Source organism: Flavobacterium cupreum, assembly GCF_003996965.1.
In the GTDB taxonomy this organism is placed as follows: Bacteria; Bacteroidota; Bacteroidia; order Flavobacteriales; family Flavobacteriaceae; genus Flavobacterium; species Flavobacterium cupreum.
The window spans coordinates 92111-105969 of record NZ_QWDM01000006.1 but is presented as its reverse complement, the minus strand read 5'-3'; the positions used below and the strand labels follow the sequence as shown (position 1 = coordinate 105969).

The 13859-nt window shown below is 36.1% G+C and carries 15 protein-coding genes; 3 read left to right on the top strand and 12 right to left on the bottom strand.

The window, feature by feature from the left end; translation table 11 throughout:
- Nucleotide 1: 1 nt before the first annotated feature.
- Both gap and lipA read right to left on the bottom strand, forming a co-directional pair.
- Nucleotides 2-1000, bottom strand: a complete 999-nt coding sequence (gene gap / locus D0817_RS10700; RefSeq protein WP_127338391.1) for a type I glyceraldehyde-3-phosphate dehydrogenase — start codon at nucleotides 998-1000, stop codon at nucleotides 2-4.
- Nucleotides 1001-1090: 90 nt separating this feature from the next.
- Nucleotides 1091-1957 carry a lipoyl synthase gene (lipA, locus tag D0817_RS10695; RefSeq protein ID WP_047774095.1) on the bottom strand — a complete coding sequence of 289 codons (867 nt, stop codon included), beginning with the start codon at nucleotides 1955-1957 and terminating at the stop codon, nucleotides 1091-1093.
- A gap of 331 nt (nucleotides 1958-2288) precedes the next feature.
- Here lipA and D0817_RS10690 point away from each other — a divergent pair, with 331 nt between their 5' ends.
- Nucleotides 2289-3152, top strand: coding sequence for a M48 family metalloprotease (locus D0817_RS10690; RefSeq protein ID WP_127338390.1), 864 nt, complete (start codon nucleotides 2289-2291; stop codon nucleotides 3150-3152).
- 64 nt (nucleotides 3153-3216) lie between these two features.
- On the opposite strand, the gene D0817_RS10685 is transcribed toward D0817_RS10690, so the two are convergent.
- From D0817_RS10685 to recF, 10 genes are all read right to left on the bottom strand, one after another.
- Nucleotides 3217-3597, bottom strand: a complete 381-nt coding sequence (locus D0817_RS10685; RefSeq protein ID WP_127338389.1) for a PH domain-containing protein — start codon at nucleotides 3595-3597, stop codon at nucleotides 3217-3219.
- A gap of 231 nt (nucleotides 3598-3828) precedes the next feature.
- Nucleotides 3829-4650, bottom strand: a complete 822-nt coding sequence (locus D0817_RS10680) for an energy transducer TonB (RefSeq protein WP_127338388.1) — start codon at nucleotides 4648-4650, stop codon at nucleotides 3829-3831.
- Nucleotides 4651-4816: 166 nt separating this feature from the next.
- A complete protein-coding gene (locus D0817_RS10675) occupies nucleotides 4817-5368 on the bottom strand; it encodes an RNA polymerase sigma factor (RefSeq protein ID WP_127338387.1) in 552 nt (183 codons plus the stop codon).
- Entirely contained in the window at nucleotides 5359-6465 is a 1107-nt protein-coding gene (locus D0817_RS10670) for a glycosyltransferase (protein WP_127338386.1), read from the bottom strand. The genes D0817_RS10675 and D0817_RS10670 overlap by 10 nt, the downstream gene beginning before the upstream one ends.
- A gap of 83 nt (nucleotides 6466-6548) precedes the next feature.
- Nucleotides 6549-7163, bottom strand: a complete 615-nt coding sequence (locus D0817_RS10665) for an FMN-binding negative transcriptional regulator (RefSeq protein WP_127338385.1) — start codon at nucleotides 7161-7163, stop codon at nucleotides 6549-6551.
- A 73-nt stretch (nucleotides 7164-7236) separates the two neighbouring features.
- Nucleotides 7237-8250: a UDP-N-acetylmuramate dehydrogenase gene (gene murB, locus D0817_RS10660; RefSeq protein ID WP_127338384.1), complete on the bottom strand. Its 1014-nt coding sequence runs from the start codon at nucleotides 8248-8250 to the stop codon at nucleotides 7237-7239.
- 129 nt (nucleotides 8251-8379) lie between these two features.
- A complete protein-coding gene (locus D0817_RS10655; protein WP_127338383.1) occupies nucleotides 8380-8802 on the bottom strand; it encodes a hypothetical protein in 423 nt (140 codons plus the stop codon).
- Nucleotides 8787-9866, bottom strand: a complete 1080-nt coding sequence (locus D0817_RS10650; protein ID WP_127338382.1) for a glycosyltransferase — start codon at nucleotides 9864-9866, stop codon at nucleotides 8787-8789. The genes D0817_RS10655 and D0817_RS10650 overlap by 16 nt, the downstream gene beginning before the upstream one ends.
- A 94-nt stretch (nucleotides 9867-9960) precedes the next feature.
- Nucleotides 9961-10638 carry a DUF2461 domain-containing protein gene (locus tag D0817_RS10645; protein ID WP_127338381.1) on the bottom strand — a complete coding sequence of 226 codons (678 nt, stop codon included), beginning with the start codon at nucleotides 10636-10638 and terminating at the stop codon, nucleotides 9961-9963.
- 212 nt (nucleotides 10639-10850) lie between these two features.
- The gene (gene recF, locus D0817_RS10640; protein WP_127338380.1) at nucleotides 10851-11930 is read right to left on the bottom strand and encodes a DNA replication/repair protein RecF; all 1080 of its coding nucleotides are present in this window, start codon (nucleotides 11928-11930) and stop codon (nucleotides 10851-10853) included.
- 378 nt (nucleotides 11931-12308) lie between these two features.
- On the opposite strand from recF, the gene D0817_RS10635 reads away from it, so the two are divergent.
- Together D0817_RS10635 and ribH are read left to right on the top strand one after the other, a co-directional pair.
- Nucleotides 12309-13088 (top strand): tetratricopeptide repeat protein, encoded by a 780-nt coding sequence (locus D0817_RS10635; RefSeq protein ID WP_127338379.1) that lies wholly within the window; start codon nucleotides 12309-12311, stop codon nucleotides 13086-13088.
- Between the two features lie 88 nt (nucleotides 13089-13176).
- Nucleotides 13177-13749 (top strand): 6,7-dimethyl-8-ribityllumazine synthase, encoded by a 573-nt coding sequence (gene ribH / locus D0817_RS10630; protein ID WP_065450990.1) that lies wholly within the window; start codon nucleotides 13177-13179, stop codon nucleotides 13747-13749.
- Nucleotides 13750-13859: the final 110 nt, after the last annotated feature.

Below are 13859 nucleotides of genomic sequence, written 5' to 3'. Positions count from 1 at the left end.
CTTATGCTTTTCTCATCAGCAGAATCAAATCAATCAATCTTGATGAATAGCCAATTTCATTATCATACCAGCCAACAACTTTCACCATTTTATCAATAACGGAAGTTAGTTGTGCGTCAAACAGGCACGAATTTGTATTGCCAATTACATCAACCGATACGATCGGATCTTCTGTGTAATCTAATATTCCTTTTAAACTTGTATTTGAGGCGTTTTCAAAAGCAGTATTGATTTCTTCGATGGTAACAGCACGTTTTACATTAAACGTAATATCGGTCAATGAACCATCCGGAACAGGAACACGAATTCCGCAACCCCCTATTTTTTCATGCAATTTAGGGAAAATTTTTGTTAAAGCCTTAGCAGCACCTGTAGTTGTCGGAACAATCGACTGACTGGCACCTCTGGCACGGCGTAAATCCTTATGTGGCTGGTCGTGAAGACTTTGGTCGGTAGTGTAGGAATGTATTGTTGTAATGTATGCCTGTTCAATTCCGCATAATTCGTCGATGATTTTGATCATCGGAGCGGCATTGTTTGTGGTACAGCTTGCATTCGAAACTATGGTTTCAGTTCCATCCAGAATGTTTTCATTAACTCCAAGAACGACTGTTTTTATGGTGTCAACTTCAGAAGGAGCCGAAAGGATCACTCTTTTTGCCCCTGCTTCAATGTGTGCATTTAGTTCCTCATGGGTTTTGTACTTTCCTGTACATTCTACCACAAAATCTATAGAATGGCTTTTCCAGTCTAAATTCGAAATGCTTTTTTCATGAAAAAATAAAAAATGCTTTCCATCGATAGTAATACTTTTTTCATCATGGCCTACTTTAAAAGGTAAAACACCATGAATACTGTCGTATTTTATCAAATGCGACATGGTTTTGTTATCTGCAATATCGTTAATAGCAACAACTTCAATTTCAGGATGGTTTAAAAGCAGACGGAATAAATTTCTTCCAATTCTTCCAAAACCGTTTATAGCAATTCTTGTTTTCAATCTTTATGTTTATTTGTTTAATCGTTAACCGGTTAATCGCTTAATTGCAATACGATTAAACAATTAACCGGTTAAACGAATAACCTTATTCTATAAAATATGTTTTTGTGCTTTATAGGAAGAACGAACCAATGGTCCGCTTTCTACATGGCGGAAACCCAGCTCAAGACCAAACTTTTCGTATTTGGCAAACTGATCAGGCGTAATAAATTCTTTTACCGGTAAATGTTTTTTACTTGGCTGCAGGTATTGTCCGATGGTCACCACATCTACATTTGCATTTCTTAAATCGGTCATGGTCTGGAAAACTTCTTCTTCCGTTTCGCCAAGTCCGAGCATAATTCCGGATTTGGTTCTGTTGATTCCTTTTTCTTTTAAATAACGTAAAACTTCAAGACTGCGATCATATTTCGCCTGAATACGTACTTCACGTGTTAAACGGCGAACCGTTTCGACATTGTGGGACACTACTTCAGGATTCGCTTCTACAATCCTGTCAATGTTTCTTTCAATTCCCTGAAAGTCCGGAATTAAAGTCTCAAGAGTGGTATTAGGATTCATTCTGCGAATTGCTTTTACAGTTTCAATCCAGATGATGGAACCACCGTCTTTTAAATCATCTCTGTCAACACTTGTAATTACAGCATGTTTTATGTTCATGATTTTGATCGAACGGGCTACTTTTTCCGGCTCGTCCCAATCTACCGTTTCCGGTCTTCCGGTTTTTACACCGCAAAATCCGCAGGAACGGGTACAAACGTTTCCAAGAATCATAAAAGTGGCCGTACCTTCTCCCCAGCATTCCCCCATATTTGGGCAGCTTCCTGAGGTACAAATTGTATTTAAGCTGTATTTATCGACCAAACCACGAAGTTCAGTATATTTTTGTCCAATAGGAAGTTTTACTTTTAACCATTTAGGTTTTCCGGTTGGTATATTTTCAATGACTGTTTCCATATATCAAAATTCAAAGCACAAAGATACGGAATGTAGTTTATTTGGAGATTTGTTTACAGGTTAATTTGCGAATAGCGTGTTTTGATTCTGAGAACGCACTCGTTGAAGATAATTTATCCCTATTGTTAAAATTTTAATTTAAAAAAGGAAGCTATGCTGATCTGTTTAGGTTTTTATTTATGTATTGATTTAAGATGCACAATATTGACAGGTGTTTGAATTTTACTTGTTTAAAATTTATATCTTTATTTGTTATAAAATTAGTCGGAAAGAGATAAAATAGTATTTTGTTAATAGTACATTTGTTGTTAAATTGTAATAAGATAAAAACATGAAAAAGAAATTTATTATATCAGGTGCTTTGTTTGCTGCCTTTAGTTTTACCAGTATACATGCACAAATTAATTTTGGTGAAAAAGCCCTTGGAGCAGTGCAGAAAGGAGTTGCAGGTTTTACCCTTAGCAATGCTGATGCTGCAGCTTTGTCTAAAGAAGCAGTTGTAAAATTAGATGCAGAACATCAGGTTGCACCGGCAACAGATGGATATGCAATCCGATTAAACAGGGTTTTTGGCAAACACAGTGCCGGTGAAGGATATACTTTAAACTACAAAGTATATAAAGTAAAAGAAGTAAATGCATTTGCAACAGCAGACGGAAGTGTTCGTGTATATTCTGGTTTGATGGATATTATGGATGATAATGAATTGCTGGCTGTAATCGGACATGAAATTGGTCACGTTGCCAATAATGATTCGAGGGATGCAATGCGTGCAGCTTACCAGAAAGAAGCCTTAATTGATGGTGTTTCTTCGCAATCGGCAAAGATTACGTCAGTAACGGATAGCCAGTTAGGAAAAATCGGGAGTGCTTTAATCGACAGTAAACACAGCAGAAAACAGGAAACTGAGGCGGATTTGTTTGCGTACAATTTTTTAAAGCAAAATGGGTATAACATCAATGCCGAAGAATCTGCTTTCAGGATTTTGGCCAAAATGAGCGAAGGAACTGAAGCTTCCTTTATTGATCAGATGATGAGTTCACACCCGGACTCTAAAAAGAGAGCTGACGACGCCAAGGCAAGAGCGGAAAAAGATGGTTTGTACAAACCTTATGTGCAGCAAAAAATTGTAAACACAGTTCCTGTACCGGCTAAAAAAGCGAAAGCAACAAAGAAAACTACTAAGAAGAAATAAGAATTCCGGATTGCTATAAAAAACAAACCCCGACAAGTTATTTGTCGGGGTTTTAGTTTTTATACTATCCTAAAACATGATACGCTAAAACTTTTTGTACATCGTACACATTCACTGATTTGTTAAATTGTTTTACGATGCTTGGCTGTAATTCACTGGATACCCAGATTTTCAATTCAGCGTCAAGTTCAAAAGTACCTGCAGTTTCTACGCTGAAGCGCGTGATACTTTTGTATGCAATTGATTTGTATTCTGTCTTGCTTCCCGTAATTCCTTGTACGTCAATCAGAATTAATCTTTTGTTGGTGAAGATAAAAGTATCGCGAATCAGTTTGAAACCCATTTCAATTTCTTCCTTATCCGTTAAAAGTTGTCCGTATTTTTTAATCAAATCTTCCTGACTTACTGAACCAGCATTGCCAAGAATAGCCGAAAATATTCCCATTTTTATTGTTTTTAATTTTTAATACAATTCTCTTTAAGTACTGTAAATGTAATTGATTTTACTGATTTTAGGAATTGGTTTTTGATTTTATAATGAAAGGAGTTAATATAAAAGAAAGTAAAAAAGATGATATTGTTGAATCGAAGTTAAACTTTAATGATCTTCATTTTTTAATTAGGGTATTAAAAAACCATAAAAAAAGCAGAACCTAAATTCTGCTTCTTTGTTTTGTTATTCCAGTTCCGTTTTTATTGTAATTGGAAGATTGTATGCGGTGCGAACCGGTTTTCCGTCTAAGATACCAGGGCTCCATTTTGTTTTTAATGATTTCAGCACACGAATAGCTTCTTTTCCCATTCCGTAACCCGGATCTTTTTTTACCAGGATATCTGTTAAGGAACCGTCTTTTTCAACTACAAAAGAAACATAAACCTGTAAAGTTCTTTCAGCATCCAGTTCCGGTCTTTGGAAATTATTTCCAACGAAAGTGTAAAATTTAGCCATTCCCCCCGGAAATTCAGGTTGTTTGTCTAATGTTGCAGCAAGCAAAGGTTCATTAGTGGACGGAGCTGCTGAAGCAACCTGTCCGCCAGTACCATTTGATGGTAAAATATTAGTAGTAGGAGCGCCTGTTCCGCTAGTGTTTTCCACTACGGGTGCATTTACTTTATTCGGAGCAATCTCTTGCACAGCCTCTTCAGCTGCCACTACAACAGGATTTATAAACTGAACTACTTCAGTTAATGGCGTCGAAGCGCTTTGCGGTGGTGCAGGAGGAGCGGGCGGTATGTCCCGAATCAGGTCTACTTTTGTAACAACAACAGGATCCATGGGAAGGTCTGTAGGTATTGTGTCAATGATCTCTGCTGGTTTCAATTTGTTAATTAAAACAGAGGCACTTCCTAAAGTTGCTATGACTAGCAATCCTGCAAATAAAGCTGTTATTGAATTTTTAGAACTTTCCTGGCGTAATTGGTACGCGCCGTATTCTTTGTTTTTGTTTTCGAAAACAAGATTGGTCCACTTGGTTTCATAGATGCTTAGTTTAGACATAATTAGATTGGATTTTAAGGTTAAGTAAACATTAAATCATAAGCAACAAAATTTTTAAATTTTGATTGGACAATAAAAACAAAAGAACATGTTAAGGGTTTGTGGAAATTTTAATTTTTTAAGAAAAAATACATGGCTATTTTAATCTTTAACTAAAGATAATAAATTATCTTTTACGTTCGATGATTTCGGCTAACAATTTTTTAGCGCGGAGTAATTTTACTTTTACGTTGCTTAAAGGCTCATCAATCTTGAGTGCAATTTCCTGATAAGTCATTTCCTGAAAATAACGCAGGTGAATTACTTCCTGATAATGTGGTTTCAATTCTTTGATGCATTGCAGTAAACGCGAAAGGTTTTGCTCTTTGATTAAGGCATCTTCAGCAGACGGAGTAGTGTCGGCGATATTATAGGCCTGTTGGTCCTCAGTATCAGTAATTTCTATAAAAAGATTGGTTTTCTTTTTGCGTAGTAAATCAATGTAAACATTTTTTGCAATTGCAATTAACCAGGTGTTGAACTGAAATTCAGGATTATATGAGGCAATTTTGTCGAAAGCTTTTGAGAAAGTCTCAATGGTAATATCTTCGGCAGTAGTTTCGTTTTCGGTACGTTTGAGCATAAAACCGTACACTTCATTCCAATAGAAATCCAACAAAAAAGTAAAGGCGATCTGATCGCCTTTTTTTGCTTTTTCTATTTTAGAATTTATTTCCAATGTACAGGTTTTGAAAAGATATTAGTTATAAAGATATTAATTTGCGTGAATATAAGCATGATTTCTACAACAGGAAACCATACTTTTAAATCTTTCTCCTTCAGTTTTCCTGCTGAAAATCCCATTACAATCCATGCAATGGTATAGCGTGTGGCCAATAAAGCCAATACAGCGATCCACTGAAATTGAAAAGACAGCAGAAGTATAACTAATAAAAAGAAGAATAATTGTGAGGTATAAAAAAGACCTAACTGAATTTTATCAAAAACTTTGTAATAATTTGCGGTAGAAACATGTCTTCTTTTTTGGGAAAACCATTCTCCGTAGGTCTCTTTTGGTTTGGAATACGTGAAACTTTCGGGAGTAAAAGAAATGGTAGTATTGCTTTTATTGGCAGCCTGATTGATGAAGAGGTCATCATCACCCGAACGAACCTGAATATGCTCAATAAAACCATTTACATTAAAAAATTCTTCCTTTTTGTACGCTAAATTTCGCCCAACGCCCATGTAAGGAAGGCCGACTTTTGCCCAGGAGAAATATTGTACTGCGGTCAGAACGGTTTCAAATCGAATTAATTTATTCAACAAAGAGCGCTCTCTTCTTTCATAACCTCCATACCCTAAAACAATGGTTTTGTTCATGGTAAACTGCGAAGTCATTGCCGTAATCCAGTCTTTTGATGTCGGATAACAATCGGCATCCGTAAACAAAAGGTACTCTTTTTTGGAAGCTTTAATCCCTAGTGTCAAAGCATATTTTTTGTTGCCCCAGAAGGCTTCATTATTTTCTACTTTTACCAAACGGATGTTATCGTATTGTTTTTCAAATTCTTCAAAAACTTCCAGCGTTTCATCACTTGAGGCGTCATCAATTAAAACAATTTCAAAATCAGGATAGTTTTGTTCCGCTAATAAGGGAATGTATTTTTTTACGTTTTCTTCTTCATTTTTGGCACAGACAATCACAGAAACAGGAATGTTTTTTGGTGTAATGCTTTGTGGTTTGCCGAAAGCAAATTTTCCGAAAATACCCAGATAGTAAGAAAGTTGTAGAACAACAATAGCAATAAAAAAGTAAAAAATGAATGTAAGCATCTGATTTTAATGTCTTTTAATTTCTGAATCTTGCGCGTGCAAATGTACTTATGAATTCCTAATTTTCAATGATTAATACCGATTTACTTTCGGCATTTTGACATTTCTTTCGCAACAGCAATAGCCTGAGGGTTTTCAGTCTTTTCCAACTCCGAAATTATATTTTTATAATTGTGATCGTCCCTGTTTTGCGATAGTTTTTTTGTGGCCTGAATTTCATCGATTTCAATCTCAAAACCAAAAACTCCCCGGGCCTCACGCATGGTTTTTGCTGAGAGATCCTCCACACGAACCGGGTTCTCTGAGCCAGTTTCGTATTTGTTAACCAATTTTCTAAGGGATTCGATGGTTGCGGTTTCATCCGTTATTTTGATACGGCCGTAAACATGTACGGCTATATAATTCCATGTCGGCACATTTTCATGATCGTACCACGAAGAAGAAATGTAACTGTGAGGACCCGAAAATACAGCAAGAACCTGATCGTTTTCTGCAAATCCTTCCGCCTGCGGATTTAATTTTGAAATATGTCCCTGCAACACTTCTTTGCCGTCAGCATTCGTTTCGAGTTCTATCGGAATATGGGTAGCGCATAATTTCCCGTGGGTCTGATTGATCAGAATGCCAAAACTGTTCTCTTTTAAAAAAGTTCTGATCGATTCCGGATCTTCGTTTTTGTATATCTCAGGTGTGTACATTTTTGGGTCTTGTTTTTTTGCCACGAATTACACGAATTTTTACTAATTATTTGTGTAATTCATGGCAGGATATCTAAATCACATTTACTTCAGCTTCGATATGAATGCCAAACGTTTTAAAAACGGTATCCTGAACTTCTTTTGAAACTGCTAAAATTTCCTGTCCTGTGGCATTTCCGTAATTCACCAAAACCAGGGCCTGGTTTTTATGAACTCCGGCATCTCCAAATCGTTTTCCTTTAAAACCGGCTTGTTCAATCAGCCAGCCCGCAGGGACTTTTACCTCGGTTTCTGAAACTTCGTAATATTTCATTTCCGGAAACTTCTGATGGATTTTTTCAAAATCGGATTTCAGTAAAATCGGATTTTTAAAGAAGCTTCCGCTGTTTCCCAATTCCTTCGGATCCGGTAATTTGCTTTGTCTGATAGTGATTACGGCATTGCTGACGTCTTTTAAAGTAGGCGCCGTAATATTGTTCTTAGACAATTCAGCCAGAATATCTCCGTACGAAGTGTTGATTTTATGATTGCGTTTCGTCAGTTTGTAAATCACCGACGTGATGATATATTGGTCTTTAATTTCATTTTTAAAAATGCTCTCTCTGTAACCGAAATTACATTCAGCATTCGTGAACGTTCTCATTTCCTGGGATTCAATATTCATCGCTTCACAGGAAACAAAAGTATCCTTGATCTCAGTTCCGTAAGCCCCGATATTCTGAACCGGAGTAGTGCCGACGTTTCCGGGAATTAAGGACATGTTTTCTAAACCGCCAAAATTGTTCTCAATGGTGTACAGAACGAAATCATGCCAGGTTTCTCCCGCCTGACTTTCAACCCAGACAAAATCTTCATCTTCCTTAATGATTTTTTTGCCTTTTAAATCAATATGAATGACCAGAGCATCAATGTCTTTTGTTAAAAGCATGTTGCTGCCGCCGCCCAAAATAAATTTTTTCTGGTTTTTGTTTTCCTCTAAAATGGTTTTCAATTCGGCTGTTGAATGAACAGCTACAAATTGTTTCGCTTTGGCTTCGATACCAAAAGTGTTGTGTTTTTTTAAAGAAAAATTGGATTGGATTTCCATAAATAAAAAGTCTTTTTGACGTCCCGAAAGTTCAGGATGATTCTGAGTTCAAAAGTAAGAATTATAATTTTTGGTTTTACCGCAAAGACACAAAGTTTGCGCAAAGTTCGCAAAGCTTTGTATTTTTATTTAAATGTCTTGTAGTAAAATATTTAAGATTATAGGAGAGATTAGAGAAAATATTACAATTAATGCGCCAATGATTCGATCTAAAACTTTTATTCCATTCTTTCCTTTTGGAGGTCTATCCCATCGAGTTGCTATTATAATGTTACGATTGTATAAATTTCGAAAAAGGGGGTTTGAAAGTTTGATTAATAAAATAAATACCAGGGGAGCAGTATAATATGCTTCAGCAGGATGTGACTTTAATCGAAACATTCCTAAAATAAAAAAGCAAATTGCAAAAACTAAATGTTTTATTAGCGTATCATTTTTGAAAAGCCTGTTATATCTGAAGGTTTTTGGGTTTGGTTCTTTTCCCCATAACATGTAAAAAAATATGTATCCGAATGTGATTGCTAGAGGTATGAAAATTAATATTTTTTCCATTTTTTTACTTCGCATTTAGAATTCAACAACTCATTATATTTATCCGCAATAATCTTCATGTTGATGTCATAATTCGCATTCTCTTCTACAAACTTCCTGTTTTGTAAAACAGCATTGTTCCGGGATTCCATATTTTCAAAAGACCAGATTAACTCTTCTGCCAGCATTTCGATATTATCAATTTCAATCAATTGTCCGTTCTCGCGATGTTTGATCCAGCTTTGATTTCCGGGAATATCAGAAACTACCGGATAGCAATTGCACGCCATCGCTTCAAATAAGGAAGCCGAAACGCCTTCGGTTATGGGCATGCTGATGTAGATATTCGATTGCTGCAATAATTTTGGAAGTTCGGTATTTGGAATTCTTCCTGTAAAAATGACTTTGTTTTCGATCTGTAAATCTTTGGCTAAATCCTTCAAAAAAGACAAACGGGTTCCGTCGCCCACAATAGTCAGTGAAAAATCAATTCCTTTTTGATTTAAAATCGAGAAAGCTTTTAAAATCGAATCATGACGGTATTCCGGCTGTAAAGAACGTGTTACAATAGCTTCAATTCTGGTCGCATTACAAAGGGATGGGGTGAAAATTGAAAAGTCAATTCCCTTTGGCAGCACCAGCACTTTACTCATGTCAACGCCTCTTTCCTTCATCGAAATGGTCATGACAGGTCCCCAGGCATGAATTAGATGTGCTTTTTTGAAAGCGTATTTCTGAATAAATTTCTTGAAAGGCAATAGAACAGAACCTTCCGGCCATAGATCCGTTCTTCCCTGCTGCGCAATGGCAATGGTTTTGGCACCGGATAATGCAGCGAGAAAACCATAACTGGTTGTTCTTTCGGCAATCACCATATCGGGTTTTTCCTTTCGAACTATTTTTCGAATAGCAAGAGGTGAGAAAAAATATTCTGCAATACGTCTGAATCGGTTTAATTTTGAATTGTTGGGTGTTTGAAGTTCCCATGTTACAATTTCAAAATCGCCGAATTCTTTCAGGCCTTTCATCCAGGTGATCGCATCAGCGCGATAGGATTCGCCAAGAAAAAGTATTTTTCTTTTCATTCCGTTATATGGTTTTTCCTGCCACGAATTTCACGAATTTCCACTAATTAATTTGTGCTAATTCGTGAAATTCGTGGCTAAAATTTATCTGAATTTAAAATTCATCTGTTTCCAGAGCACGAGTGATGAATTCGTTTAACGGTTTTAAGGCGATCAGTTTCTGACTCATCTTTGCCACAAAATCTTTTTGGGTAACTTCTTTGATGTCGTATTTCTGGGTAGCGGTAAAACTTTTCAATTTTAAAAATTCAATGGCAGGGTGATCCTTTTCATAACCACGCGGCGGGTTTTTAAGTGAATTGTTTTCGTCAAAATCCAGATTTCCAAATTCTTTTTTGAAGTTTTTGCCGGCTATAACAGCTTCTAAATCCTCATGGAAAAAGGCAATTTCTTTTCGGACCTTTTTTAATTGTTCCGGATCCGGCGAATAAAATCCTCCTGCGATAAAACTGGCGCCTTTTTCAATATGTACATAATATCCCGAACGATTCTGTCCTTTTGCGCCAGAAGACATCCAGACGCCTAAATGTGCTTTGTAAGGAGATTTGTCCTTAGAAAACCGAATGTCACGATTGATTCTGAAGGTACAATTTTTAATTTCCAGTAATTCCAGTGAAGGATCCAGTGGCTTCATCGCATCAAGAAAATCACCCACTAACTGATGGTAATCTTTTTTGAAAATCTCGTATCGTTTTTTATTATCCTGAAACCAGTCTCTGTTGTTATTGGCTTTTAAGTCGTCTAAAAATTGCAATGATTCTTTCGTTAGCATATTGGATATTTATGACAGTTATTTGTTTTGGCTAATTTAATACTTCTCCCTCATAGTGGTTGTAAAGTTCGCCGCGAATTTCAAGGATTAGCACGAATTTTAAAAGTTTTTTTAGTCGTCCGGCTTTTACAAAGTCTTCAAACCTGTGGCTAATAATTGTTGCAGATTAGGACGATTAGTGAAAATTTGTGGAATTCGTGGCAAAAAGCTTCTTACAGATTAAAGATTTTATAACTCTGATGGGTCGATTTTACAATCGCTTCGGTACGATCCGGATGGGTGTCTGAAATAAAAAGCTGCCCAAACGTATCACTATTTACCATTTCGATAATTTTCGCCACCCGGCTTTCGTCTAATTTGTCAAAAATATCATCAAAAAGCAGCAGCGGTTTTACGCCGCTTTGTTTTTTCAGAAATTCAAACTGAGCCAGTTTCAGGGCAATCAGAAATGACTTTTGCTGGCCTTGCGAGCCGAATTTCTTTATCGGATAACCGTCAATTTCAAAAGACAGATCATCCTTGTGAATTCCTGAACTGGTATAATGCAGCGCGCGATCCTTATTAATTGTTTCCTGTAAAAGCGTCAGTAAGTCTTTTTCGAATAAATGACTTTCATACACCAGCTGTACGGATTCTTCAGAGCCGGTTATCGCCTGATGGTGTTTCTTAAATATAGGTATAAACTGTTCGAGGAAATCTTTTCGCTTTTCAAAAATAGATTTTCCAAAAGCATCCAGTTGCTCATTATATATAGATAAGGTATCGTTATCAAAAACATGATTCAGGGCAAAATATTTCAGAAGGGCATTTCGCTGCACAATGATTTTCTGATAATGAATGAGCTGATGCAAATACGTATGGTCTAATTGCGAAATCACACTGTCCATAAATTTACGTCTTGTCTCGCTTCCTTCCACAATCAGGTCGCGGTCGGCAGGAGAAATAATCACTAATGGAATAAACCCAATATGATCGGAGAATTTATCGTAAGCTTTGCCGTTTCTTTTTAAGATTTTTTTCTGTCCTTTTTTTAAACTGCAGACAATTTGTTCGGTTCTGTCATTTTTTTCCAGTTCGGCATCAATTACAAAAAACTCTTCGCCATGTTTGATGTTCTGAACGGCCAGCGGATTGAAATAGCTTTTTCCATAAGCCAAATGATAAATGGCATCCAGCACGTTAGTTTTTCCTATTCCGTTTTTCCCGACAAAACAATTGATCTTGTTGTCGAAATCAAAACTGGCTTCGGAGAAATTTTTATAATTGAATAAAGAAATTTTGTTTAAATGCATTTTTAAGGATAAAATCTGCTGTTTTGAACAGGAGTTCTTCCGGAGATTCAATTTTTACGACACAGATCGAAGGATTTTCAAAGGATTTCTTTAAAAATAGTGCTCTAATCTGTGAGAATCTGTAAAATCTGTGGCTAAAATGATACCCGCAGCTCAGGAAAAGTCGTGTTTTGAACAACAAAAATTTGAGGGTGCAAATTATCGAAAATTATCGATATAAAAGGCTTTTGAAGCTTTTCAGGATGAATTATTTTGCCATTGAAGGGAAAGCAGTTACGATTGTTGAAATTATTTTTTTTAAAATAGTGATAAAATTGATTTTTTTTACCTCAGTTTCAATAAAAATTTTATTTTTGCCGTTCACTAAATTAATTTTAAATGGCTACTTACAATAAAAGAGGATATAAAGCACCAAAAGAAAAGGAAGTTAAAGAAGTAAATGAAGAACAACAGGTAATCATTGACGAAAAAGACAGCACAACAGCTGGTGTTTTTTCAAAATTAGATGAGACTGCTTCTAAAACGGAGGATTGGGTTGCTAAAAATCAAAAAATCATTATTGGTTTAGTTGCTGGTATTGCAGTTGCCACTATTGGATACTTGGCTTACCAAAAATTTATCGAAGCTCCGAAACAAGACGAAGCTGCAAACGAAATGTTTGTTGCACAACAAAATTTCCAAAAGGCGACTGATGGTGTAGCAAGCGATTCTTTATACAAATTGGCTTTGAATGGTTCTGAAGGTAAATTCGGATTCCTTAAAATTGCTGACGAATATTCCGGAACTGATGCCGGAAACCTGGCAAATTACTATGCGGGTATGGCGTATCTGAATACAGGTAAATTCGATGATGCTATTAAATACTTAGGTGAATTCAAATCTGAGGATTTAATCTTAAGTGCTTTGGCAAAAGGTGCAATCGGAGATGCTTACTCTCAGAAAAACCAACAAAAAGAAGCTTTAGACTATTATGTAAAAGCGGCTGAATCTAACAAAAACGATTTTACAACACCTCGTTTTCTGCTTAAAGCAGGTAAAACAGCTTTGGCTTTAGGTCAGAAAGAGGATGCTTTAAAATACTTTACAGATATTAAAGAAAACTTCGATGCAACTCCGGAAGCTGCTTCTGTTGATGTATTGATTGGATTAGCGCAATAATTTATTGCAGAATTTAGATTTAAGATTGTAGATTTGTATTTCAGAATCTGAAATCTTAAGTCTAAAATCTAAAATCTAAAATATAAAGATGGCTACCGAAAATAAAAATTTATCAGAATACGATAAAAACACGATCCCAAATGCGAAAGACTTTCGATTTGGGATTGTTGTTTCTGAGTGGAATGAAACTATAACTGAAGGACTTTACAATGGTGCATTTGAGGCATTGATTGATAATGAAGTTCCCGCTCAGCAAATTATCCGTTGGAATGTACCGGGAAGCTTTGAGCTTATTTATGGTGCAAAAAAAATGCTGCAGACTCAAAATGTAGATGCCGTTATTGTCATTGGATGTGTCATTCAGGGACAAACGAAACATTTTGACTTTGTATGCGAAGGTGTTACGCAGGGAATTAAGGATTTGAATGTACAAACGGATATTCCGGTTATTTTTTGTGTTTTAACAGACAATAACATGCAGCAGTCTATCGACAGAAGCGGTGGAATTCACGGAAATAAAGGAACTGAAGCGGCAATTGCAGCTATAAAAATGGCTTATATCCGTCAACAGGCTTCTATGTCACATCCTTTTCACCAGCCTTTATTGGCTTCAGGAGCGATTCAAATCGAAGAGACGCCGATAAAAATCGAGAAAGAATAAAACACAATCGTTTTAAAAATACTAAAACCTGTACTGTGTAAAAATAGTATAGGTTTTTTGTTTTTTTTATGATACCACTTATTTAAAAAGCCAACGGAAATTCATTAAAT